General features: G+C 66.1%; 16 protein-coding genes. 8 read left to right on the forward strand and 8 right to left on the reverse strand.

The genetic code is table 11. The annotated features are described in order from the left end of the window. Positions 1–56 precede the first annotated feature (56 nt). The gene (locus NX782_RS11405; protein ID WP_258845570.1) at positions 57–2846 is read right to left on the reverse strand and encodes a TonB-dependent receptor; all 2790 of its coding nucleotides are present in this window, start codon (positions 2844–2846) and stop codon (positions 57–59) included. A 526-nt stretch (positions 2847–3372) separates the two neighbouring features. Between NX782_RS11405 and NX782_RS11410 the strand changes: the two genes are divergently transcribed. Genes NX782_RS11410 through NX782_RS11420 form a run of 3 tightly spaced genes read left to right on the forward strand, consistent with a single transcriptional unit; the run spans position 3373 to position 9291 of the window. Next, a complete protein-coding gene (locus NX782_RS11410) occupies positions 3373–5259 on the forward strand; it encodes a glycoside hydrolase family 13 protein (protein WP_258845571.1) in 1887 nt (628 codons plus the stop codon). A 3-nt stretch (positions 5260–5262) separates the two neighbouring features. After that, complete coding sequence (locus NX782_RS11415; protein WP_258845572.1) at positions 5263–8181, forward strand: MGH1-like glycoside hydrolase domain-containing protein; 2919 nt, start codon at positions 5263–5265, stop codon at positions 8179–8181. Between the two features lie 12 nt (positions 8182–8193). Continuing rightward, a complete protein-coding gene (locus NX782_RS11420) occupies positions 8194–9291 on the forward strand; it encodes an alpha/beta hydrolase (RefSeq protein WP_258845573.1) in 1098 nt (365 codons plus the stop codon). Positions 9292–9365: 74 nt separating this feature from the next. On the opposite strand, the gene NX782_RS11425 is transcribed toward NX782_RS11420, so the two are convergent. The 3 genes from NX782_RS11425 to NX782_RS11435 all read right to left on the reverse strand — a co-directional run bounded on the left by NX782_RS11425 (position 9366) and on the right by NX782_RS11435 (position 11890). After that, positions 9366–9872: a GNAT family N-acetyltransferase gene (locus NX782_RS11425; RefSeq protein ID WP_258845574.1), complete on the reverse strand. Its 507-nt coding sequence runs from the start codon at positions 9870–9872 to the stop codon at positions 9366–9368. Between the two features lie 4 nt (positions 9873–9876). Then, the gene (locus NX782_RS11430; protein ID WP_258845575.1) at positions 9877–10407 is read right to left on the reverse strand and encodes a GNAT family N-acetyltransferase; all 531 of its coding nucleotides are present in this window, start codon (positions 10405–10407) and stop codon (positions 9877–9879) included. Between the two features lie 202 nt (positions 10408–10609). After that, on the reverse strand, positions 10610–11890 hold the full coding sequence (locus NX782_RS11435; protein ID WP_258845576.1) for an amidohydrolase family protein: 1281 nt from the start codon (positions 11888–11890) through the stop codon (positions 10610–10612). Between the two features lie 175 nt (positions 11891–12065). Here NX782_RS11435 and NX782_RS11440 point away from each other — a divergent pair, with 175 nt between their 5' ends. The 5 genes from NX782_RS11440 to NX782_RS11460 all read left to right on the forward strand — a co-directional run bounded on the left by NX782_RS11440 (position 12066) and on the right by NX782_RS11460 (position 18744). Continuing rightward, the gene (locus NX782_RS11440; protein WP_258845577.1) at positions 12066–12899 is read left to right on the forward strand and encodes a phasin family protein; all 834 of its coding nucleotides are present in this window, start codon (positions 12066–12068) and stop codon (positions 12897–12899) included. A 91-nt stretch (positions 12900–12990) separates the two neighbouring features. Beyond that, positions 12991–14742: an ABC transporter ATP-binding protein gene (locus tag NX782_RS11445; RefSeq protein ID WP_258845578.1), complete on the forward strand. Its 1752-nt coding sequence runs from the start codon at positions 12991–12993 to the stop codon at positions 14740–14742. Next, positions 14732–16537 carry an ABC transporter ATP-binding protein gene (locus NX782_RS11450; RefSeq protein WP_258845579.1) on the forward strand — a complete coding sequence of 602 codons (1806 nt, stop codon included), beginning with the start codon at positions 14732–14734 and terminating at the stop codon, positions 16535–16537. Before NX782_RS11445 ends, NX782_RS11450 begins: the two co-directional genes overlap by 11 nt. Positions 16538–16684: 147 nt before the next feature. Further along, positions 16685–17152, forward strand: coding sequence for a hypothetical protein (locus tag NX782_RS11455; RefSeq protein ID WP_258845580.1), 468 nt, complete (start codon positions 16685–16687; stop codon positions 17150–17152). Further along, the gene (locus tag NX782_RS11460) at positions 17131–18744 is read left to right on the forward strand and encodes a tetratricopeptide repeat-containing diguanylate cyclase (protein WP_258845581.1); all 1614 of its coding nucleotides are present in this window, start codon (positions 17131–17133) and stop codon (positions 18742–18744) included. Before NX782_RS11455 ends, NX782_RS11460 begins: the two co-directional genes overlap by 22 nt. Position 18745: 1 nt before the next feature. On the opposite strand, the gene NX782_RS11465 is transcribed toward NX782_RS11460, so the two are convergent. The 4 genes from NX782_RS11465 to NX782_RS11480 form a co-directional block, all read right to left on the reverse strand. After that, entirely contained in the window at positions 18746–19045 is a 300-nt protein-coding gene (locus NX782_RS11465; RefSeq protein ID WP_258845582.1) for a hypothetical protein, read from the reverse strand. A gap of 32 nt (positions 19046–19077) precedes the next feature. Further along, complete coding sequence (locus tag NX782_RS11470) at positions 19078–20169, reverse strand: hypothetical protein (protein WP_258845583.1); 1092 nt, start codon at positions 20167–20169, stop codon at positions 19078–19080. 72 nt (positions 20170–20241) lie between these two features. Further along, on the reverse strand, positions 20242–24006 hold the full coding sequence (locus tag NX782_RS11475; RefSeq protein ID WP_258845584.1) for a tubulin-like doman-containing protein: 3765 nt from the start codon (positions 24004–24006) through the stop codon (positions 20242–20244). A gap of 19 nt (positions 24007–24025) precedes the next feature. Then, entirely contained in the window at positions 24026–24490 is a 465-nt protein-coding gene (locus tag NX782_RS11480; protein WP_258845585.1) for a hypothetical protein, read from the reverse strand. Positions 24491–24505 lie beyond the last annotated feature (15 nt).

Raw genomic sequence — 24505 nt, forward strand, 5'->3', positions numbered from 1 at the left:
ACCCCTTGCCGGGATACCTGGCAAGGGGCAATGTCAGCATCAAACCAACAGCAGAATTACATCTTGTAGTTCACGCCGAACAGGATGGTGCGGCCCAGCGGACGGTCTTCGATGACGTTGTCCTTCTTGTCGCGATAACGCTTGAAGCGCGAGTTCGACATGTTGTTCATCTGCAGCAGGAACGACAGGTTCTTCATCGGGCCGGTCTGGATCTCGTAGCCGAACTGCAGGTCGAGCACCTTGGTGCCTTCGATGAAGGTCAGCTGGCGGTCGCCGGTGTTGGTGGCCACCTCGCCGATGAAGTCGCCGCGGTAGGTCTCGGCCGCACGTGCCGAGAAACCGTTCTTCTCGTAGTACACCGTCAGGTTGGCGGTGCGCTTCGACAGGCCCGGCAGTGCCATGTTGCCGCCGGCGTTGTTGTCGGTCGTGTTCGGGATCGACACCGAGCTGGCGTTCTGCGCCACGTTGGCCACGACGCCGAAGCCGTCCAGGTAACGGGTCAGGACTTTCAGCGGCAGCGACGCGGCCAGTTCCACACCCTTGATGTTGCCGCCGGTGCCGTTCATCGGCGTGTTGAAGGTACCGGTGGTGATGGGCGCACCAGTGGTCGGGTTCGTCGGTACGTAGCCACCCACCAGGTACGGGGTGAAGTCCATCGGGGCATCGGTGTTGATGATGTAGCTGTCCAGCTTACGATAGAACACCGCGGCGCTCACATAGGCCTGGCTGTCCCAGTACTTTTCGTACGAGAAGTCGGCGCCCTTGGCACGGAACGGCTTCACCGCCGGGTTGCCGCCGCTGCCGCTGAGGATACCTTTGGACGCATCGTAGCCGAAGCCGCCCGAAGCACGCATCTGCTGCAGCTGCGGACGCGCCATGATCTTCTCCAGCGAGAAGCGCAGGGCTTGCTGGTTGCCCAGGTCGCCGATCAGGTTCAGGCTAGGCAGCACGTCGTTGTAGCTGGTGCCGGCGGTAACGGTGGCGGTCGGACGGTGCAGGTCGTCCGCACCCTGGGTCTTGTCCACCGAGAAGGCGGTCGATTCCTGCTGGGTGTGGATGTATTGCAGGCCGGCCGAACCGCGCAGCGGGATGCCGAAGGCCTGGGTGTCGATGCCCAGCTTGGTGAACGCGGTGTCGATCTTCTCGCGTACCACCCAGTCCTTGTTGTAGATGTCCGGGTGTTTCTTCGAATTGACGTTGTAGACCGAGTTCAGGGCTGCAACCGGGTCGTAGCTGATCACGTTGATGCCGGTCAGGCCAGCCACCATCGAGCTGCTGCCTGCCGGGACCGGTGCCGTCGCGTAGGGGCTGCTGTCACCCTTGATCGACAGCAGGCCTTCTTCGTACGAACGGGTCTTCGAACGGTTCGACAGGTTCACGCCAGCGGAGAACTTGCTGAAGGGCAGACCTTCCGGCAGGTCGCGCGACACATCGAAGCGCACCGCGCCCAGGCGGTCGTACACGTGCGGGAACTTGACGTAGCCGGCCTGGATGTCGGCACCGCCCCAACCCTGCGGGTCGGTCAGCACGACGTTGGCCGGATTGCCCAGGTCGACGCTGCTGGTGTAACCGAGGCTGCCGCGGCTGAAGCCGATCGTCGTCGGGTTGTTCACGGTCGTCGAGGCGTAGGTCTCGAGGTTGACGCCTTCGCGCTTGGCGTCGTTGAAGGACAGGTCGAGCGACGCGGTCCAGTCCTGGTTCAGCTTCAACTTGTTGTTCCAGCCGATCGAACGGGTACGGTCGTTCCAGACTTCGTTGTCGTTACGGATGATCGGACGCACGTTGTTGACCGAGCCGCTTTGCACGTCGCTGCCCGACAGCACCGGGTTGATCAGGGTGCTTGCCGCGTCGTAGGCGTTGCCGCCGTCGTTCAGCGGCATCTGGATGCCGACGTTGCGGGTGCTGCGGTCGTACTGCGAGTAGAACAGGTCCAGCGTGCTGGTGAACTCGCGGTTCGGACGGAACTCGACCACGCCCATCATGCCGTTACGCGCCTGGCGGTAGGTCTCGGTGTAGCCTTCGGCGCCGTTTTGCGGGATGTTCACGTCCTGACCGTTGTATTTGGTCGTGCCGCCACCCCAGCCGTTGAAGCGGCTGTTGGCCGGACCGGTGCCCTGCAGGCGGGCGAAGCCGAAGGCGACACCGACGGTGCGGTTAGCGAACTGGTCGATGTACGAGAAGGTGAAGCGGTTGCCGGAACCCTTCGCGTAATCCAGGCCCAGGCCGCTCTTTTCGCGGCGGTAGTTGACCGCCATGGTGCGGCCCTTGAAGTCCAGCGGACGCACGGTGCGCAGGTCGACGGTGCCCGACAGGCCCTGGCCGACGACGGCTGCGTCCGGGGTCTTGTAGACCACCACGCCAGACAGCAGTTCGCCCGGGTACTGGTCGAATTCGATGGTGCGCGAGTCGCCGGTCGAGACCTGCTCGCGGCCGTTCAGCAGGCCGGTCGAGAAGTCGCCCGACATACCGCGGATCGAGATGATGGATGCGTTGCCGTGCACGTCGCGCTGGGTGGTCACACCCGGCAGGCGCGCCAGCGATTCGGCGATCGACTGGTCCGGCAGCTTGCCGAGATCTTCAGCCGAAATCGCTTCGACGATGGAGTCGCTGTTCTTCTTGACGGAAATGGCTGCTTCGATACCGCGGCGGATACCGGTCACCTGCACGGTCTGGATAGCGGAAGTGGTGGCACCGGTAGCGGCGGCGTCCTGGCCGCTGGTCTCCTGCGCGTAAGCAGCTTGGGTTGCCAGTGCCATGAAAACGGCACAGCCCGCTGCAACCGGGCTGAGCTTGAATGCGATGTTGCCCGGCACAGTGCGCGCCGCGCGCTTATTGATCAGGTTCATTTGTCCCCTCAAATCGTACAAATCTATGTTTTTTTCCCGAAAACACTAGCCGGAGAGCCATCACCACGGGAGCCAGAAGGAAACGTTTCTTAGACGTTCTGTCAAGGATTCTGTACTAAAACTAGATGCACTGTCAACGGGACTTGCCTTTGACTACTTGAATCTCGGATTTTTACGTAAATTTCTCATAGAGAGGTCGGTTATCGTTGTATTCGAGCTACAAAGTGCCCATACAGACGATGTAGTCGTACTACAAACCGCTTACTTTGCACCAATAAAGCTTGCTTTTGCACCATGTTGGTGCAAATTTCCGTAGTAGATTTTCAGTTTATGTCAAGGTAGGTGTTTGGAAGCGGGTATTTATGCTGCTGAAAAGCTGTAGCAAAACTAGAGATTTATCCGGTCACTTTCGTTGAAGCCGTAACATCGCTGTAGTATTCTCTGGGCAACAATGCAACTCCGGCATATTTTGCAGGACAACCTTGTCCGTCAGCCGATGTAGTTGCACTACTTACGGAGACCTTCCATGCCCGCCCCCTTCCGCCGCACCCTCGCCAGCCTCCTCATCGGTACCGCCCTCCTCGCCGCCGGCGCAGCGCACGCTCAAGCCCCTGCCATCGACCACGTCGAGCCGCCGTTCTGGTGGACCGGCATGCAGGACCAGCGCCTGCAACTGATGGTGCACGGCCCCGCCATCGCCGAGCTCGAACCGGCGCTGGACTATCCGGGTGTGCGCATCGCCCAGGTGACGCGGGTCGCCAACCGTAACTACGTGTTCATCGACCTGGTCGTCGACGGCAAGGCCGCGCCGGGCGATGTGCGCATCGACTTCCGCGGCAAGGGCGAGGCCGCCGCGCGCTCCACCAGTTATAGCTATCGCCTGCTAGCGCGCGAGGCCGGATCGCGCCAGCGCAAGGGCTTCGACACCCAGGACGCTATCTATCAGTTGATGCCGGACCGCTTCGCCAACGGCGATACCAGGAACGACAGCGTCGCCGGCCTGGCCGACAAGTTGGACCGCAAGCTGGGCCACGGCCGCCACGGCGGCGACATCCAGGGCATGATCGACCACCTCGACTACATCGCCGGCATGGGCTTCACCCAGCTGTGGCCGACGCCGCTGGTCGAGAACGACATGCCGGCCGCCTCCTACCACGGCTACGCCGCCACCGACCATTACAAGATCGATCCGCGCTACGGCAGCAACGAAGACTATGTGCGCCTGTCGAAGGAAGCGAAGAAGCATGGCATCGGCCTGATCCAGGACGTGGTGCTCTCGCACATCGGCAAGAACCACTGGTGGATGAAGGACCTGCCGACGCCAGACTGGATCAACCATCCGGGCAAGTTCGTCGGCACGTCCCACCACCGCACCGCGGTGCAGGATCCGTACGCGTCGAAGGAAGACGCCAGCAACTTCACCACCGGCTGGTTCAGCCCGGGCATGCCGGACATGAACCAGACCAACCCGCTGGTGGCGAACTACCTCATCCAGAACAATATCTGGTGGATCGAGTACGCCGGCCTGTCCGGCCTGCGGATCGACACCTTCGGCTATTCCGACGGCGCCTTCCTGACCGAGTACACGAAGCGCCTGATGGCGGAATATCCGAAGCTGAACATGGTGGGCGAGGAATGGAGCAAGCTGCCGGCGGTGGTCTCGCACTGGCAGCGCGGCAAAGTCAACTTCGACGGCTATGTCAGCTCGATGCCGAGCATGATGGACTTCCCGCTGACCGAGGCGATGCGCACCGCACTGGCCGACAAAGAGGGCAAGAACATCTTCAGCGACGTGTACGAGACGCTGTCGCTCGATTATCTGTATCCGGACCCGAGCCGCCTGGTGCTGTTCGAGGCCAACCACGACATGGCGCGCATCTATAGTGTGGTGAACGAAGACTTCGACCGCTACAAGATGGACATCGCCTTCGTGATGACGATGCCGCGCATCCCCCACTTCTATACCGGCGACGAGCTGCTGATGACCAGCGCCACCAAGGAGCGCGACGACAACAGCTACCGCCGCGACTTCCCGGGCGGCTGGGCCGGCGACAAAGTCAACGCCTTTACCGGGGCCGGCCTCACGCCGCGCCAGCGCGAGGCGCAGGCATTCGTGCGCAAGCTGGTGAACTGGCGGAAGAACACGCCCCTGATCCATCACGGGAAGCTGATGCATTACGGGCCGGAGCAGAATACCTATGTCTACTTCCGCTATTCGGACAAAATGAGCGACCGGAAGAAGGTGATGGTGGCCTTCAATGCCAACGACAAGGAGACCGTGCTGGATGCGGGGCGCTTCCGCGAGATGCTGTCGGGTGTCGAATCGGGCCGCGACGTGTTGAGCGGGAAGACCTACTCGCTGAAGGACGAGATCCGCTTGCCGGCCAAAGCCACGCTCATTCTCGAGATCTGACATATGAAACCGACTATTCTCGCCATCGCCGCGGCCCTTGTCGCGCAGTCCATCCCCGCCATCGCCGCCGAAGCCCCTCCCCTGCGCTACGACCTGTACGTACGCGGCGCCTTCAACGGCTGGGGCACCGACAACCAGCTCGCCTACAAAGGCAAGGGCGTCTACGAGACCGACATCCTGGTCAGCCCCGGCAACCACGCCTTCAAGATCGGCAGCAAGGACTGGAACGCCGAGTGGGTCGCGAATCCCGCCGCCAGCGTGGCTGTGAAGCTGGATAACGCCTACCCGCTGGCCACCGAGGCTGGACCGGAAGACTATCTGTTCACCAAGCAGACCGCGACCTTCCGCTTCCGCGTCGATGTGTCCGATCCGAGCAAGCCGGTGCTGCGCATCAGCCGCGTCGAGACCCCGGCCGGCGGCCCGGCCGTCGATCCGCATGCGAACGCCGCCGCCCGCGCGGCGCTGAGCTTCGCGACCTGGGACGGCAAGCAGGAGACGGCCAGGTTCTCGGTGCAGGACCTGCAGGCGCCGCTGCGCAGCTATGCGCACTCGACCACCGTGCAGCTGCGCGACCCCGGCCCGCAATACGCCCTCTATCAAGAAGATGCCGCCTTGCCCCGGGTCCGCAGCGGCAACCTGGCCTTCGACGCCCTGTTCGCCCTTGCCACCCACGAGATGCGCCTGGACTCGGTCAAGGAAATCCGCGACGGTAACTACAACGGCAACGAGGCCATCCCCTGCGACTGCTTCGAGACCGGCGAGAAGTGGCATTACGTCTGGACCCGCGACCTCTCGTATGCGGCCGACCTGGGCCTGGCGATGCTGGATCCGCAGCGGGTGCGCAATTCGCTGCTCTTCAAACTGTCGGGCTGGCGCGAAGGCGTGACGCCGGCGCCGCAGGTCAAAGGCACGCCGGATGGCCTGCAGATCGTACAGGACACCGGCAGCGGTGGCAGCTGGCCGGTCAGCACCGACCGCATCACTTGGGCCTTCGCCGCCGAGGAAACGCTGAAATCGCTGCCGGCGGCCGAGCGCCAGGCGTTCGCGACGACGGCGCTAAAAGCCTTGGCGAATACGATCGACAACGACCGCATCGCCGCCTTCGACAAGCCATCCGGCCTGTACACCGGCGAAGAATCCTTCCTCGACTGGCGCGACCAGAGCTACGCGGCCTGGATCCCGGACGACCTGGCCTCGATGGCTTCGTCCAGGGCGCTGTCGACCAACGTCGGCCACTACAAGGCACTCAGTTTGGCCGCGATGCTGGCGCGCGAACAGGGAGATGGCGCGCGTGCGAAACGCTATGAAGGATGGGCGCGCGACCTGAAGCGCGCCATCAACCAGCGCCTGTGGCTCGAAGACGCCGGCATGTACAGCAGCCTCACCGCCGCCCACTTCGACGGCGCGCCGATGCACAAGTTCGACTGGCTCGGGCAGGCGCTCGCCATCGTCACCGGCGTCGCCGACGACAAGCGCGCACGCCGCATCCTGGCCAGCTATCCGCACGGCCCGATGGGCGCGCCGGTGATCTGGCCGCAGCAGCCCGGCATGCCGGTCTATCACAACCGTGCGATGTGGCCCTTCGTGACCGGCTATGGCCTGCGTGCCGCGGTGGCGGGGCGCAACGTGGCGGTCGCCGATGCCGCCTACGACTCGCTGATGCGCGGCGCGGCGCTGAACCTGTCGAACATGGAGAACCTGGAGTGGCTGTCCGGCCAGTCCGTGCTGCTGGACGAGGCCCACCCCGAGCTGATCGGGCCGGTCATCAATTCGAAGCGCCAGCTGTGGTCGGTCGGCGCCTATCTCGGCATGGTGGTGCGCAATGTGTTCGGGGTCTCGGCGACCAACGATGGCATCGCCCTGCACCCCTTCGTGACGGCCAAGCTGCGCGGCGGCGTGTTCGCGGCTTCCAACGAGCTCGCGCTGAACAACCTGCGCCTGCAGGGCCGCACCCTGGACATCAAACTGCGCCTGCCCGCGCTTGCCGGCCAGGGCGCCGAGGGCATGTATGCGGTCGAGCGCATTCTGGTGAACGGCAAGCCGGCAGGCAGCGCCATCAAGTGGACCGAGCTGGCGCCCCAGAACCAGATCGAGATCGTGCTGGGCAAACTCGAGGTCGGCGACCAGGCGATCCGTCGCGTGAACGCCGACCCCTACGTCGAATCGCCGGCCGTGTTCAGCCCGCGCGAACCGGCGATCGCGACTTTGCAGCGCGGCGCCGGCGGCGTCACGCTCGACATCGCAGCCAGGGACAGCGCCGGCGTCCACTACAACATCTACCGCGACGGCAAGCTGGTGGCCGCCAGGCTGCCGGCCGGCGCCTGGACCGATCGCCAGGCCACGAGCACCGCCTGCTACGCGGTCGAAGCAGCATTCGGCAGCTCGGGCAACCGCAGCCACCACAGCCGTCCGCGCTGCGTGGATGCCGGCATCGAGATCCCGGTGACCGATGCGCGCGTGCGCGCGGATCTGCCGCTGGCCGCCCCCTCGCCGCGCTTCGACGAACCGCACCTGGCCAACTGGGGCAAGCCGCAGGACCGCTTCGAAGTCGGCGCTATCAAGGTGCCAAGTGCCGGCAACTACGCCGTGCAGGTCCGCTACCACAACGGCGCCAACCAGATCAACCTGGGCATCAGCGGTGGCGTAAAATGGCTGGCGGTGAAGGATGCGTCGGGCGCCATCGTCGCGCAGGGCGTGGTGCAGCTGCCGCACGCGCGCATCGAGAAGGCGCATACGCCGATTGTGTATTCGACCCCGCTGGCGGCAGCCTTGCAGGCAGGCCGTTCGTACCGGATCGAGATGAGCGACTTCTTCAACATGAGCTACCTGCAGAGCAACAGCAGCTTCAGCGCGGCCGGCGGCCTCGAAGGACCATCCAACCGCTTCGACATCTATGGCGTGCGCCTGCTGCGCGTGCGCTGAACCAGGACGAGCATGAAACGACGCACGACAACCATCGCCGCACTCGGCGCCCTGCTGGCGCTGACTGCGTTGACCGCCCAGCAGGCCGGCGCCACCACGGTGCGGGTCCACTACCCGGCCGGCAAGGAAGGCATCGGCATCATCGGTAACAAAGGCCCGATGAGCTGGTCCAAGGGCGTGCCGGCCCAGCGCCCCGAAGGCCCGGTCAACGTCTGGACCTATACCTGGCCCGACGAACTGGGCGAGGTGCAGATGAAGCCGACGCTGGGCGAGGAAAAGATCTCGATCGGCGGTGCTTATACACTGGCGGCGGGCAGCACGGTCGACATCTATCCCTTCTTCGGCGCGCCCTTCGGCAAGCTGACGATCGTGAAGGATTTCGCTTCGCCCCAGCTGAACAACAAGCGCGCGCTGCGTATCTGGCTGCCGCCCAGCTATGCGGAAAATCCGGCCAAGCGCTATCCGGTGCTCTACATGCACGATGGCCAGAACCTGTTCGATGCCAGGACCGCGGCTTATGGCGTCGAATGGGGTATCGACGAGACCATGAACCGCCTGATCGCGATGGGCAAGGCCGAGGAAGCGATCGTGGTCGGCATCGACAACACGCCGGAACGCATCGCCGAGTACACGCCCTGCTGCGACCCGAAATACGGCGGCGGCAAGCTGGATGCCTATGGCGCCTTCGTCGTCGACACCGTGAAGCCCTACATCGACCGCACCTACCGCACCCTCTCGGGCAAGGAGAACACCGCGATCATGGGCTCGTCCCTGGGCGGCATCGCCTCGGTCGCGATCGCGCAGCGCTATCCGGACATCTTCTCGAAGGCGGGCGGCGTATCCAGCTCCTTCTGGTGGAACAACGGCGCCATGATCGCGAAGCTGCCGGCGCGCGTGCCGGTCAAGTTCTACCTCGACGCCGGCACCGTCGACGACGGCCTGCCCGAGACCACCAGGATGCTCGAAGCGATGCGCGCCAAGGGCTATCGCGAGAACGAGGACCTGTTGTTCTTCAAGGCCGAGGGTGCGCGCCACAACGAGACATCGTGGGCGGCGCGGGTCGAGAAGCCTTTGCTCTGGTTCTTCCCTTGGGGGAGTACGAAGCAGTGACTTGGATCCCCGCCTGCGCGGGGATGACGTAATTAAGCGCGGGGGGTCATTTCGGGCAGTGCCTGGAATGACAACTAGAGCTCCATGCTGTAGAGATTGGAGCCGGCATCGTCCGGCACCAGGTGCGTGAACTTCACGAAGCGCATGCCCAGCTTGCGCAGCAGGCCGTTGGAGGCGAGGTTGTTGGGCGAGGTGATCGCCAGCAGCGTGCGGATGCCCAGCGTCGGCGCATACGCGATCACCGCCTGCGCGGCTTCGTAGGCATAGCCCTGGCCGCGCCATGCGGGCAGGTAGGCGTAGCCGATGTCGATGCCGTCCAGCGTGTCGCGCTTGATCAGGCCGCACATGCCGATCGGGATCGCGCCGTCGCGCAGTTCGACCACGTACAGCGAGTGGCCGCGCTCTTCCTGCATCGCGAGCGGCCCGGTGCGCAGGGCCTCGATGGCGTCTTCCGGCGTGCGCACACCCTTGTCGCCGATGTGCTGGACGAAGGCCGGGTCGTTGACCAGGTCGTAAAAGAAGACATGGTCTTCGAGCCTGGCGGTGCGCACCCGCAGGCGCGCTGTCTCGGCAATCTGCACGGGTTCAGTCTTCCTCCGGAAGCTCCCAGCGCGCCGGGTCTTCCAGTAATTTGTACATCACATAGGCGTCGACATAGCCCAGCCGGCGATGCCGGTAAGCCTTGGGCAGGGTGCCGACGATCGAAAAGCCGAGCCGCTTCCACAGGTTGATCGCGGGACTATTGGTGCTGACCACGTAATCGAACTGCATCGCCAGATAGCGCTGGCGGCGCGCTTCCTCGATGCTGTGCTCCCCCAGCATGCGCCCCACGCCCACGCCCTGCGCGTTCGGACTCACCATGTAGCAGGCCCCGGCCACGTGGTTGCCGCGCCCGGGATGGGTCGGCTGCAGCTTGTACATCCCGAGCACCCGCTCCTCCCCCTTCACGGCCACGAAAGTCGTCGCGCTCGGCGCGAACCAGTATTCATGGCTGGCTTCGCGGCTGGTCGCGCCGCCGTGGGCGAAGGTCTCGCCCGTGGCGACGTGGGCCTGGAAGATGGTCCACATGGCGTTGAAGTCGGCGTCGCGCGCTGGTCGGATCTGGATGTCTCTCACTGCTGAGCCTGCTTAAGTGTAACGAAAGCGCAAGATTCTAAACCGGGAATTGTCCGCGCGGCTAGAGAAAAATGTAACCACATTTACACATGGAAATTGAGTTACGGTAAGCAACCTTTTCCGAAGATTTAGCATGTGCGTTTGCGCTGTTTACGTATTTTCTCCTGTGTTGACTTGTATAGGCAAAAACTGGCTAACATTCCTACTCTTTGCGGGTCAAGCGAAAATCGACGCTTTCGGGCCGGCCCGGCAGTTGCAGGCTCGCACGCATGGGTGGCGCCTCGCTGACGACTTGGCCGCGCCGCATCACCAGGCGGCGGGCGGCGCGCAGGCGGATCGCCTCGACCGGACCGCCGGCATCGAGCAGCACCAGATCGGCATGGCAACCCGGCGCAATGCCGTAGTCCTGCAGGCCGAGGATGCGCGCCGGGGTCTCGGTCACGGCCAGGAAGCACTGGCGCATCGCGGCCTGGCCCGTCATCTGGGCCACGTGCAGGCCCATGTGCGCGACCTCCAGCATGTCGCCGGAACCGAGCCCGTACCACGGGTCCATCACGCAGTCGTGGCCGAAGGCGACCGGCACCCCGGCCGCCAGCAGCTCCGGCACGCGGGTCATGCCGCGCCGCTTCGGATAGCTGTCGTGGCGGCCCTGCAGGGTAATGTTAATCAGCGGATTGGCGATCGCCGCCACGCCCGCTTCGGCAATCAGGGGAATCAGCTTGCTGACATAGTAGTTGTCCATCGAATGCATGGAGGTCAGGTGCGAGCCGGTGCTCCTGCCCTGCAGGCCCAGGCGCTGGGTCTCGTAAGCCAGGGTCTCGATGTGGCGCGACAGCGGATCGTCGGTTTCGTCGCAATGCAGGTCGACCATCAGGCCCTTGTCCGCCGCGAACTCGCACAGCAGGCGCACCGACTCCGCGCCCTGCGCCATGGTGCGCTCGAAGTGCGGGATGCCGCCGACCACGTCCACGCCCATCGCGATCGCGCGTTTGAGGTTGTCGAAGGCACCGGCGCTGCGCAGCAGGCCATCCTGCGGGAAGGCCACCAGTTGCAGGTCGATGTAAGGCGCCACCCGGCGCTTGACCTCGAGCAGGGCTTCGACCGCCAGCAGCCGGTCGTCGCAGACGTCGACGTGGGTGCGGATCGCCAGCAGACCGCGCGCCACCGCCCAGTCGCAGTACTGCATCGCGCGTTCGATCAGCGCTTCCTGCGCCAGCTGGGGCTTGAGTTCGCCCCACAGCGCGATCCCTTCCAGCAGGGTGCCGGATTCGTTCACGCGCGGCAGGCCGTAGCTGAGGGTGGCGTCCATATGGAAATGGGCATCGACGAAAGGCGGGCTGACCAGGTCGCCGCCGGCATCGATCTCGCGCACGCCGCGCGCCGGCAAATTGGCGCCGACCGCGGCGATGCGCTCGCCTTCGATGGCGATGTCGACGCCGTGGCGGCCGTCGGCCAGGCTGGCGTTACGGATGACAAAATCCATACGTTTTCTCCTGATGAGGACGACCCATTGTACTGCGGATGCTGCTGATTTTTTATTCATGCTACATCGCAATATTTCGTTGCATAAACAACATAAATAGTGCTTTCCAAGCCTGCTGAACGGCTTTACACTAGCCTCTTATTGCAGTGCGTCATAACTGAATAAAGGGATTCCGATGACCCAATTTTCCGACCAGTTGTCCGCCGTCCGCCAGGCCCAGTTCGAGGCCCAGCTCGACATCTTCCGCACCTTGACCACCCGCGCGCTCGACAGCGCCGGCCAGCTCGCCGCCCTGAACATGCGCGCCTCGCGCGCCTCGCTGGAGCAGGCCACGGGCACCTTCAGGCGCCTGCTCGATGCGCGCGAACCGCGCGACCTGTTCGCCCTCGACTCCGCCGCCCAGGGCCAGTGGCATGCCCTGTTCTCCTATGGCCGCGAGCTGTTCGGCTTTGCCGCCGGCCTGCGCACCCTGCCGGCGCCGGTAACGATGCCGCTGCTGGCCACACCGGCGCCGACCGCCAATGTGCCGACCTCCTACACCCAGATCGTCGAGCAGGCCTCGATCGCCGCCGACGCCGCCACCACGATCACCGGCGAGATCACTGCCGCCGCCGTCGACACCGGCGCCGCGCTGGCTGAAGCCGCGATCGATGCCGGCAGCCATGGCGTAGCGCAGCCTGAAGCTGCAGCGGTCGCCGAAGCGGCAGCTGCACCGGTAACCGAAGCTGTAGTCGCGCCGGTAGCCGAAGCCGAAGCCGCACCGGCACAGGACGAAGCACAGCTGGCAGCCTTCGAAGCCGCCATCGAAACGGCGATTGCCGACGACGTTCCGCCGGCCGCGCCGACCGCGCTGGCCAAGGCCCTGAACGAAGTCGCGCCGAAGCCGGCCGGCGCCGAGCATCCGCTGGCTTCCACGCTGCCGCTCCAGGCCGAAAGCCAGGTCGAACTGCCGCCGGTTACGCCGCAAGTCACGCCACCGAAGGCATCGCGCGCATCGCGCAAGAAATAAGCGGGCACGCCGCGCCCGCTCCGCCTGCAGCAGCCTGGCAAAAATAGTACAGTAGCGGTCCTCGCAACACGAACGAAGAACAGGACACGCAATGGGTTTGGCTAGGCTGATCGGCGGCTTCGTGCGCCGGCATTGGCGTTCGTACGCGTCGTCGGCGGTGATGCTGTTCGGCGTCGCCCTGTGCTCGGTGCTGGTGCCGCGCAAGGTCGGCGCCACCATCGACGCCCTCGCGGCGCACCGCCTGCAAGGTCACGACCTCACCATCCAGCTGCTGCAGCTGCTCGGCCTGGGCCTGGCGATCTACGTGCTGCGCGTGGCCTGGCGCCTGCGCCTGTATTCGGCCGCCTACCGGCTCGGCGTCGAACTGCGCACCCGGCTGTACGCCCGGCTCTCCAACCAGGGCCCGGCCTTCTACCAACGCCAGCGCACCGGCGACCTGATGGCGCTCGCCACCAACGACATCGACGCCATCGAGCAGGCCGCCGGCGAAGCGATGCTGGCCGGCTTCGACGGCACCCTGACCCTGGTCATGGTGCTCGGCATCATGTTCCTCGGCGTCGACTGGCGCCTGACCCTGATCGCCCTGCTGCCCTTCCCGCTGATGGCGCTGGCCTTCTGGCATATCTCGAGCCATATCCATACCGCCTCCAGCGATTCCCTGAAGCGCTTTTCGGCGCTCAACGACCACGTGCAGGAAACGCTGTCCGGCGTGCGCACCCTGCGCGCCCTCGGCCTCGAGCAGCGCAGCGCGAAACAGTTTGGCGAACTGGCCGCGCGCGCGGCCGATGCCAGCCTGACGGCGCAAAAGTGGGAAGCGGCCTACGAGCCGGCGGTCGGCCTGACCCTCACCGCCGCCACCGGCCTGACCCTGGGCCTGGGCGGCTACCTGGTGTGGAACGGCCAGCTCACCATCGGTTCGCTGACCAGCTTCACGATGTACCTCGGGCAGCTGATCTGGCCGATGTTCGCGGCCGGCTGGGTGCTGTCCCTGATCGAACGCGGACGCGCCGCGCTGGCGCGCCTGCAGCCGCTGCTGGACGCCCCGCTCACCATCGACGACCACGGCACCATCGCCCAGCTGCGGCGCGGCCCGCTGGAGCTGCGCGATGTCAGCTTCGCCTATACCGGCCAGCAGACACCGGCCCTGAAGCAGGTCTCGGTCAGCCTGCAGCCGGGCCAAACCCTGGGCCTGGTCGGCGCCACCGGCGCCGGCAAGTCGACCCTGCTGCGCGTGCTGCTGCGCCAGGCCGAGCCCCAGCACGGACTGGTGACCTGGGGCGGGCACCGCCTCGACGAATACACGCTCGCCACGCTGCGCGCCGGGATCAGCTGGGTGCCGCAGGAATCCTTCCTGTTCTCGGCGTCGATTGCCGAGAACATCGCCCTCGGCTATCCGGGCGCGTCGCGTACCGAGATCGAGCATGCGGCGAAAATGGCCGACATCCACGACGACATCCTGCGCTTCCCGGACGGCTACGACACCCCGGTCGGCGAAAAAGGCATCACCCTGTCCGGCGGCCAGCGCCAGCGCGTGGCGATCGCGCGCGCGCTGCTGGCGCAAAGCCCGCTGCTGCTGCTGGACGACGCGCTGTCCGCGGTGGACACCGGCACCGAAACCCGCATCCTCGAACACCTCGACGAGCTGCGCGTGAACCGCCCGGAACTGTCGGCGGTGATCGCCAGCCACCGCCTGTCGGCCGTGGTCAAGGCCGACCTCATCGTCGTGCTGAAGGATGGCCGCATCGCCGAATCCGGCACCCACGAGGCCCTGCTCGCGCGCGACGGCTGGTATGCCAGCCAGTGGCGCTATCAACAACTGGAGGCCAGCCTCGATGCAGTCTAAAGAGAAAACCACGCCGGCCCAGGCCAGGCAAGCGGCCGGCCTGCTGCGCCGCGCCGCGCACCCGGACCGCGCTCACCTGGGCTGGGCCACCGGCTGGCTGATCCTGGCGGCGGCGCTCGAAGTGCTCGGGCCGCTGCTGGGCAAGAAGCTGATCGACGAACACCTGCTGCCGCATCACCTGGACTGGACCCGCGTGGCCCTGCTGCTGGGCGGCGTGCTGGTGACCGGCTGGGCGGCATCGTGGATCCGTTTCCTGCAGCTGGTACGCCTGTCCGGCCTGGCGATGCGTTCGGTGCAGCGCCTGCGCGAATGGGTCTACGGCCACGTGCTGCGCCTGCCGATGGCCTTCTTCGACCGCGCCATCACCGGCCAGCTGGTGAGCCGCGTCACCAACGACACCGAGGCCGTCAAAACCCTGTACATCCAGGTGCTGTTCGTGATCCTCGACTCCACCATCGTGCTGGTCGGGACCTCGATCGCGATGGCCTGGCTGGACTGGCACCTGATGCTGATCGTGCTGGCCCTGCTGCCGGCCGTGCTGGGCATCATCTGGCTGTACCAGCGCCTGTCCGCGCCGGCCGTCACCCGCGCCCGCGCCCTGCGCAGCGACATCAACGCCCAGATGGCGGAATCGATCGGCGGCATGAGCGTGCTGCAGGCGAACAATGCCCAGCACCGCTTCGGCGAGCGGTTCAAAGCCACCAACGACCAGCATTACACGGCGCGCGTGGCCGAACTGCGCGCCAACGCCTTCCTGCTGCGCCCCGCGCTCGACTTCCTCAACGTGATCCTGCTGGCGGTGGTGATCTTCAGCTTCGGCCGCCAGAGCATGGGCGCGGTCGAGGTCGGGGTGCTGTACGCCTTCATCAGCTATATCGCGCGGGTGGTCGAACCCCTCATCCAGATCACGATGCAGTTCAGCGGCCTGCAGCAGGCGGTGGTGGCGACCGCGCGCGTGGCGACCCTGCTCGACGAAGCGAATGCGCCCGAACACGGCATGCGCAGCGGCAGCGGCGGCCGGCCAGCCGACACCCCGGTCGACGACCCCAATGCGCCGGCGGTACGGGTGCGCGACCTGAGTTTCGGCTACGTCGATGGCGTCACCGTGCTGCACCACCTGTCGCTCGAGATCCCGCAGGGCGCCTTCTTTGGCATCGTCGGCCACACCGGCAGCGGCAAGTCGACCCTGCTGTCGCTGCTGCTGCGCTACTACCCGGTCCAGCAGGGCAGCATCGAGATCCACGGCGAGCCGCTGGCCGGCATCGCCAACGAGCGCTTCCGCAATGAAGTCGGCCTGGTGCCCCAGGATCCCTTCCTGCTGGCGGCATCGGCGCGCGAGAATATCGACATGGGACGCGGCCTGCCGCAGGACGCCATCGAAGCGGCAGCGCGCGCGGCCCACGCCCACGACTTCATCGCGGCGCTGGAACAAGGCTACGACACACCGCTCGGCGAAGGCGGTTCGCGCCTGTCTTCCGGCCAGAAGCAGCTGATCGCGATCGCCCGCGCCCTGGCCGGCAAGCCGCGCATCCTGCTGCTCGACGAAGCCACCTCGCGCATCGACAGCCAGACCGAGCAGATCGTGCAGCAGGCCGTGGTCGGCCTGCGCGGCAAGGTCACCGTGATCGCCATCGCGCACCGCCTGTCGACGATCCGCGACGCCGACCGCATCATCGTGCTGAACCATGGCCGCATCAGCGAAGCCGGCAGCCATGAAGACCTGATGCGCATCGAGGGCGGCCTGTATCAGCGCCTCTATCTGCTGCAACAACTTGCGGTTTCGAAAAGCGAATAGCGCCTGACTATACAGCCTATAAGTTCCAGGAATACATCTGTATCTTTTTCGCATATACCTTGGAAAAGATGTATTTCTCTGCAGCAAGCGGCGTACAATACTTGGTTGAGTCCCCGGTGGGACGCAATCGACAGTCCTTGGGGAACTATGTTGGCAGGCCACTATCGCGCATCGCACAAGCACCGCAGCCGCGCGCTGCTGGCGGCGCTTTCAATGGCCTCCAGTCTGGCCCTGGCCGATGCCCCCTTGCCGCTCGCCCAGCGCCTCGACGCGATCGAGGACGTCAGCCGTTTCACCCCCTTGCGCGCCCTGCCCCAGTTAGCCCAGGTAGAGCAGGAAAGCCGCGCCGCACCGCTGGCCGAACGGGCGCATTATCTCGCTCTGGCCTGCAATACCCATGACAGCCTCGGTCACCATGCGCTGGCGAGCAAGCTGTGCGATGAACTGATCGAACTCGGCCGGCAGCATGGCGACAACACGACCATCGCGCTGGGCATGCTGACCAAGGCTTATGTGCTGTTCAGCATGAATGAGCGGCTGCAGTCGCACGAACTGGTCTGGCAGGCGGAAAAGCTGGCAACGAACAGCCCAACATGGCCTTGCGGGTGCGGGTGACGATCAGCTCCGGCCAGTCCTATGCCGAGGAAGGTAATTTCCCGATGGCGCTGAGCAAGCTGCAGGCTGCGGCCACGCTGGCGCGCCAAAGCGACCATCCGAAACTGATCGCGATCGCCCTCAATGCGCTGGCCTACCTGTACAACCAGATGCGCGAGCACGACAAGGGCTTCGACACGCTGGAAGAGGCCTACCGGGCCGCGAAAAGCCTCGATTCGCCGGGCCGCATGGCGATGCTGAAGAATACCGAGTACGCGCTGGCGATCGATTCCGGCCAGGTGCAGCGCGGCCTGAAGGCCCTGCAGGCCGCCGTCGAACTGGAACGCAAGATCGACGCCGGCCCGATGATCGCCATCTCGCTGGTCAACCTGTCGGATTGCTACCTGAAGCTGAAGGATTACCGCAACGCCCTGGCCACCGCCCAGCAGGCGCTGGAACAGGCGCAGGTGATCAACGACGAGAGTTCGATCGCGACCGCACGCGTGAACATCGGCCAGGTGTACCTGGCGATGGGCCGCATGGCCGATGGCAAGAAGAGCTTCGAAGAGGGCATGGCCTGGTACGAGAAGTCGGGCAACAAGCCGGATCTGCAGGCGGTCCTGGCCGAATACGGCGAAGCGCTCGAGCATGCCGGCGACCTGACGGGTGCCCTGCAGGCCTACCACCGCGAGCGCACGCTGTCGAACGAGCTGTTCGAGACGCGCCGCCAGAAGGCCGTGATGGAACTGCAGGAAAAGTACGAGGCCGACAAGCGCCAGCGCCAGATCGCGCTGCTGCGCCAGGAAAACCAGGTCAAGAGCACCGAACTCGACAACCGTCGCCTGCAGCAGCGCATCTGGTGGCTGCTGGCGCTGGTGTTCGCGCTGTCGGCGGTGATCGTCTCCTTCCTGTACCGCAAGGTGCGCCAGACCAATGCCCAGCTCGAGGAAAAGAACCTGGAGCTCAAGCAGCAGAGCGCGCGCGACCCGCTGACCGCCCTGTACAACCGCCGCCACTTCCAGGAATTCATGCGCGGCCAGGAAGGCATCGCACAAGCCGCCGCGAACGAAGAGACGGTCAGCGCGCTCTACCTGATGGACGTCGACCACTTCAAGCACATCAACGACACCTACGGCCACGGCGCCGGCGACGCGGTGCTGCGCGAGATCTCGGACGCCTTGCGCGAAATCCTGCGCGAAACCGACATGATCGTGCGCTGGGGCGGCGAGGAATTCCTGGCCTTCCTGCCGGCGGTCCCGCGCAGCAGCCTGGACGACGTGGCGCGCCGCCTGCTGAACGGCATCCCCGCCCGCACCATCGAGTACCAGGGCACGACGCTGTCGGTGAACGTCTCGATCGGCTTCGCGCCCTTCCCGCTGGCGCCCGGCGGCAAGACGATGTCCTGGGAACGCGCCGTCAACCTGGTCGACATGGCGCTCTACCTGGCCAAGGGCCATGGCCGCAACCGCGCCTACGGCGTGCAGCGCCTGACCGGCAATCACAGCATGAGCATGGAGCAGATCGAGCAGGACATCGAGGCTGCCTGGCGCGCCGGCAACGTGGAGCTGTCGGTGGTGCAGGGTCCATGGCCGGAGTTGCGCGCGGTCTCCTGACCTAGCGCGCCGCCTCCTGCATCTTTTCTCCGGCTTTTTCGACTTTTTCGCCGACCTTGGCGGTTGCCCGGTCCAGGTTGTCCCTGGCTTGCGCCGCCGCTTCCTTCGCCTTTTCGCGCGCCCGCTCGGCGGCTTCGTCGGCTTTCGCCACCTGGTCCTGGACCGCGTTCTGCACCCTGGCGCCGGCCTCGTCGACCGCCTTGCCGGCCTGCTGGGCCGGTCCCATGCCCTCGGTGGATGACTCCTTGCAGCCGGCCAGCAAGGTGGCCAGCACCAGGGCGATGATCGATATGCGCTTCACGTTGCACCTCCTTTCCGCTTATTGCATGCCGCTTACTGGAATTTCGCCTGCTGCTCGGCCTGGGTCTTGAGTGCCCGGCACGCTGGGTTGCCGGCGTCGACCATGGTGAGGCACAGCGTCATCTTGTCGGCCGCGGCGCCGTAATCGCCGCGGTCCAGGTCGCGCTCGGCGCTCTGGATCAGATTGCGGGCGGATTCGGCCGCGGCCTGCGACGCCCTTCCGCCACCGGCGCCGGTCGCGCCGCCGCCGGAGGAACCGACGGCGCTGCGCGGCACCGCCAGCGGGTGGGCGGCATCACGCTTTGCCGTCTCGATCCGCTCCTTGAGCGCGCGCGTGTCCTCGTCCTCGCCCCAGCGTTTGGTAAAAGCTTGCAGGCGCGTCCTCGCCTTGTCCCAGCTGGCCGCCGCCAGTGCCGCCTCGACGCCGTTGCTGGCATCGCTCCAGGCCTTGCTGCGCTGGCGCCGCCTGGTGCACTTGGCCGCTTCGTCGTTGAGGGCCTGCTGCAGGCGCTGCAGCTGTTCCTGCGAGGCGCGGGTCTTGCGCAGGGCGATCAGCTGGGCCTGGGCCTCGCTGCCCTTGCACTCGCGCGCCAGGGCGATGGCGGCATCGATCTGGCGCTCGATCTTCTTCGACGAGGGCTTGGCGACCAGCCACACACCCCACAGCAGGGCCAGCGCCAGGATCCACCAGCGCAGCCGGATCGGCGAGCGCTGCGGCGGGTGGGCGGCCAGCGGCGGGCGCGGCACTTCCTGGCGCGGCGGTGGCGGTGGCGGCGCTGACGGACCGCTTGCGCCGGGTTTGCCGCTGCGGCCGAAATCGGTTGCGCTCGGGGTGGCCATCGGCCGCTGCGCGGCTGCTGACGCTGCTGCGGCTGTTGCGGCCGACGACGCTGACGAAGCTGGCGCGGCAGGCGATGCGGGTGGCGGCGGCACCGCGGCAGCCGGTGCCGACGGCAACTCCGGCGGCGCGTCCGACCAGCCGGACAGCGCGGCGGCGGCGCTTGCGCCGGCAGCCGCTGCGGCCGCCGCCGCGGAGACCGTGGACGATGCCGGCGGCGCGTTCACGCCAGGCGCCTGCGTACCCGCGCGCGCCTGCGCAGTCCCGCACCAGGGACAGTAGTTCACGGGCCGCGGCGCCGGTCGGCCGCAGGCTTCGTTGATGCATCGGTAGATTGCCTGGTCGTGCACGGTGCGCCTTTATTCCGGGTCCGGGATGCCGTCGTCGGGGTCCGGGATCGCGGTGTCGAAGGCCGCCGCCAGTTCCGGGATCTCGCCGACCGTCTTCCACTTGTCCTGGCGTGGGTTCCACTGCATGTTCCAGATACGCGTGCCGCCGTCGATCTCGCCGCGCGCCAGCATCTGCGCCACCTCTTCCAGCGCATACGGTCCGCGCTGGGCGCCGTTCACGAACAGCTTGAAGCGCGCCGCCATCGGGGTCGCGCCGACCACGAAAGCGGCCGGGCTGGCCACCGCCGGATGCAGGTCGGTACCGGCCTGTATCGGCTGCATGCTCGGGCTGACGATAGTCGCCGGGGCGCCGCCGCCCTGCTCCATGCCGGCCACCAGGCCCGGCGCCATCGCTGCCGGCGATGCCGAACGCCGCTCCAGCGCCTGCAGGGCGCGCGCCTCGCTGGCCAGGAACTCGGGCCGGATCGTGCGCTTGTCGCCCGGGCGCTCGACTTCCCAGTGGTAGGCGTCGCTGGCCGAGTCCGGCACGACCTCGCTCCACAGGTCGAGCTGGGCCAGCGCCGCCTCGACCTGGGCCGGCGACAGTTCCGGATGCAGGCTGGCGGCGCGCCGCATCCACTGCTCGTACAGGCGCCGCGCGGTAATCGTCGGCAGCGAGGGCGAAGGCAGCTGGGCGCCGGTCTCGTCGACTTCCAGCTTGGGCTCGTACACGCGCAACTGGTAATGGCGCATCAGCGCGGCCAGCAGCGCCAGGCGATAGGGCCCCATCGTGCCCAGGCGCTGGCGCACGGCGGCGATCACCTGCTCGCGGTAATAAGGCGGCAGGCCGTTCGAGCGGATCGCGTACTCGTTACCGATCTGCAGCCATTCGCCGGAACCCTGCTCGACCTCGAACAGGTACTGGCCGCGCGGCTGGAAGGCGGCTTCGCGGTCGCCGGCGTCCTGCTTGCGCCGGATGACGCCCAGCGCCACGGCCTGCAGGAACCATTCGTAATCGTCGGCCAGCCGGTTCAGCTCATCCATCGAGGGCGAGATCGGATGGCGGAAGCGCGTCGAATCGAAGTGCAGGTGCGTCGGGATCTTCGGGTTCTCGATCTGGTAGGAGGCGCGCCAGGTCGGCAGGCCGCGCAGCACCGTCATCGGATAGCCGGACAGCTCGATGTAGCACACCGCCCTGCCCGCCACGCCGGTGTTGACGATGGCGACCGCGTCGCCGTGCAGGAAGCCGGTCGGCACCGCCGCGCGGATCTCCGGCTCCAGCTTGCGCCAGGCGCCTGGGTCGCCGACGCCGACGAAGCACTTGAACTGGTCGGCGCTGGGTGTGAACTCGGCCGAGAAGCGCGCGTTAATCCAGGGCATGCTGCTGCGTATCCATTCGCTGAACACGCGGTGGCGCGCCGTAGGCGACATCGCGTTCAAACGCTCCAGCAGCGGATCGACGGCCTGTGCCGGCTCCAGGCCCTGCGCCTGCATGCTCGAGAGTTGGGTTTGCGCGCGACGGAACAGTTTCAGCAGCAGATCCGCCCGCAGGCGCTCGTCGCCCAGTTGCGGGAACAGCCTGGCCGAGCCGCCGAATTCCAGCAGCACCTCTTCGGCCCAGCCGCTGACGTCGCTGGTGAGCTTGACCGGCTGCGGCAGCACATCGCTGGCCAGTTTGATGTAGGTGGCGTGCTCGTGGCGGGCATCGGCGCGCAGCTGGCCGATGCGCTGGTCGCAGGCCGCCAGCATGGCCTGCACCGAGCGGCGGCCTTCCTGGAATTCGCCGGCGATGCCGCTCCACTGCGCCTGCCCGTGTTCGTCGGTGCCCTGCGGGTTGCCGAGCCAGGCCGACATATTGTTCATGACGTCGATCGCCTGGCCGGACGCCACCGCCAGCAGGTGGAAGCGCAGGTAGTCGGCGATGTCGCGTTTCAGATGGTTCATCACCTCGCGCGCCTGCGCATCCTTGCCGAACAAACGGCCCGCGGCCTGCGACAGGTTGTTCAGCGATTCCTCGACCTGGCGCGTGCGCAGGGCATCGCGGATGTCGCGGTAACGCTTGCCGTTGCGCTGGGCGTTGGCGAGGTCGCGCTGCGCCAGTCTTGCCTTGACCTGCTCCAGCAGCGACAGCACGAACTCCAGGCCGCCCTGCTTGCGATCGTCGAGCAGCATGTAGAGGCGCCCGCGCACGTTCAGGCGCAGGTTGGCCAGCAGCTCGCCGGTGTGGCGCTTGATGCGGTCTTCGCTGGTCTCGGCGGTGGCGCCGGCTTCGCGGATGGCGTCACGCTCCAGGTTGGGCAGCAGCTCGACCACCTTCTCGCGCCACAGCTTCAAATCGTAGGATGCCATGATGCGGTCGATCTCGACCTGCACCTTGCTCTCGACCCGCTCCAGCAGCGAGCGCTGGTCCTTGTCCATCAGGAGCATGTCGGTCAGCGCGTATTCCTGGAAAGGCGTGACGTCCACCGTGCCCTTGCGGAAGTCGGGGAACTCCGAGAACGGGTGCTCCCCCATGGCCATCTGCTCGCGCATGAAGCTGTCGCGCTCCGCATCGGTGGCGCGGCGCGCGGCAGTGCCGTCGGTGCTTGCCAGGCCGAAGAAGGCCTTGACCATCAGCGCCGCCAGCTCGTAGGCGCGGATGTCGTCGCGCAGGCTTTGCTGGGTGTCGAGCACCGCCTGGCCGAAGGCCGAATACACCTTCGAGTAGGACAGGCGCATGTCGCCGAAGCGCTGCTCCGGCACGCGCGGGTTGTAGGGACCGAGCTTGTGCTGCTGCTGGTTGACCGCCACCGAGCGCTTGCGGTTGGCGAAATCGGCCGAGGCGAAGTCTTCGAACAGGGTGTCGGCCACCATCTGGTAGACGTCCTTCACGTCCTGGGTCGCCTTGTTGGCCAGGTTGGCGGTGTCGACGAAATAGACGTCGTCGAAAGGCGCGCCGCGTCCGACCACGCTGTCCGGGTCCATCCACTGCACGCGCGCGTTCATGTCGCGCATGGTGGTTTCCAGCTCCATCAGGGTCGCGTAGGCATTCGCCTCGGTGCGCTCCTTGTTGGCCTTCGCGTAGCCCGAAGGCAGGAACATCACCAGGTCGACCTGGCTGTCCGACACTTCCTGGCGCGCGATGGCCTTGGCGATCCAGCCCAGGTCGATGGCGCTGCCGGCCCCGGTGCCGCCGGCGTTCGAGGCGATGACGACGATGCGGAATTTGCTCGTATCGACCTGCAGGCCCAGGCGCTGGTAATTCTCCTTGCGCTCGATGCCGGCGTTCGAACTGAGGAAGTTCAGCGCGCCCTTGATGCGTCCCCGCAGCTTCGGGTACTTGTCGAACAAATAGAGCCGCGCCAGCGCGCGGATCTGGCCCGCGCCTTTCGACGGATCGATGCCCAGCGAGCGCAGCTTCTTGGGCCGCAGCGGCATCCATTTCTCGATCAGGGGGAAGCGCGCCAGGCTGTCGTCGGACTCGTGGTATTGCGGCAGGTCGAGCGGCTCGACCAGGCGTTCCTCGTCCGAGAGTTTCACGAGTTCGAACCAGGGGTCGGTCTGCTGCGATTTGCCTTCGTCGATGATGGCCTGGTTGTCGAGGTCGAAGTGCAGGAAGCGCGCGACCGGGAAGTCGGCGATCGACTCCACGCGGGTCGGATGCTGGCGGTTCCAGACCGCCGACAGGATGCGGCGGCGGATGCGCATCATGACTTCCATGCCGGTGCCGCCGGCGCCGATGAAGAGCGTCGGGCGCAGGTCGACCTTGAGCTCGGCTTTGTTATTCAGCGAAGAGGGATCGGGAAAATCTGCCATATCGTTTCCTTGCTGGCGCTCAGCGGCGGCCAATGAAAAGTGCTGCGATCAGGGCCACCACGCCGATGACGACTAGCGGCCCCGTGATCGCCAGGGTCAGGTACTTGGCGGCGTTGATGATCGCCAGTACCGCCGCGAAGGACAGGAAGGCCAGCCCGACGAACATCAGCCAGCCCGCGCTGCCGGCCGAGGACGGCGCCACGCGCCTGACCACCAGGTGGTGCACGTAGGCGTTGCGCACGAAGAAGTAAATCACCAGCAGCACCAGGAACACCGCGCCGCCGATGGCCAGGTCGCGTCCCGAGGTATCGCGCAGCGGCGCGGCGCTGGGATTGGTGGCGCCGCCCGGCGCGATCTCGACCGGCTGGTTGGCGGTGTCGGGCGCCGTCTTCGGCAGCGGGTCCTGGGGCGTGGTCTGCTGGGTCTGGCCCGGCAGCTTGAAACCGGGGTCGGTCACGGGCGGGGCTGTTTTCTGGTCTTGCATGGGGTCCTCTCGGGT

Origin of the sequence: Massilia norwichensis (assembly GCF_024753245.1) — a bacterium.
In the GTDB taxonomy this organism is placed as follows: Bacteria; Pseudomonadota; Gammaproteobacteria; order Burkholderiales; family Burkholderiaceae_D; genus Telluria; species Telluria norwichensis.

Coding starts and splice junctions, on each gene's coding strand:
- NX782_RS11405 (WP_258845570.1), bottom strand. CDS start 2,846: ATGAACCTGATCAATAAGCGCGCGGCGCGCACTGTGCCGGGCAACATC.
- NX782_RS11410 (WP_258845571.1), top strand. CDS start 3,373: ATGCCCGCCCCCTTCCGCCGCACCCTCGCCAGCCTCCTCATCGGTACC.
- NX782_RS11415 (WP_258845572.1), top strand. CDS start 5,263: ATGAAACCGACTATTCTCGCCATCGCCGCGGCCCTTGTCGCGCAGTCC.
- NX782_RS11420 (WP_258845573.1), top strand. CDS start 8,194: ATGAAACGACGCACGACAACCATCGCCGCACTCGGCGCCCTGCTGGCG.
- NX782_RS11435 (WP_258845576.1), bottom strand. CDS start 11,890: ATGGATTTTGTCATCCGTAACGCCAGCCTGGCCGACGGCCGCCACGGC.
- NX782_RS11440 (WP_258845577.1), top strand. CDS start 12,066: ATGACCCAATTTTCCGACCAGTTGTCCGCCGTCCGCCAGGCCCAGTTC.
- NX782_RS11445 (WP_258845578.1), top strand. CDS start 12,991: ATGGGTTTGGCTAGGCTGATCGGCGGCTTCGTGCGCCGGCATTGGCGT.
- NX782_RS11450 (WP_258845579.1), top strand. CDS start 14,732: ATGCAGTCTAAAGAGAAAACCACGCCGGCCCAGGCCAGGCAAGCGGCC.
- NX782_RS11455 (WP_258845580.1), top strand. CDS start 16,685: ATGTTGGCAGGCCACTATCGCGCATCGCACAAGCACCGCAGCCGCGCG.
- NX782_RS11460 (WP_258845581.1), top strand. CDS start 17,131: ATGGCCTTGCGGGTGCGGGTGACGATCAGCTCCGGCCAGTCCTATGCC.
- NX782_RS11475 (WP_258845584.1), bottom strand. CDS start 24,006: ATGGCAGATTTTCCCGATCCCTCTTCGCTGAATAACAAAGCCGAGCTC.
- NX782_RS11480 (WP_258845585.1), bottom strand. CDS start 24,490: ATGCAAGACCAGAAAACAGCCCCGCCCGTGACCGACCCCGGTTTCAAG.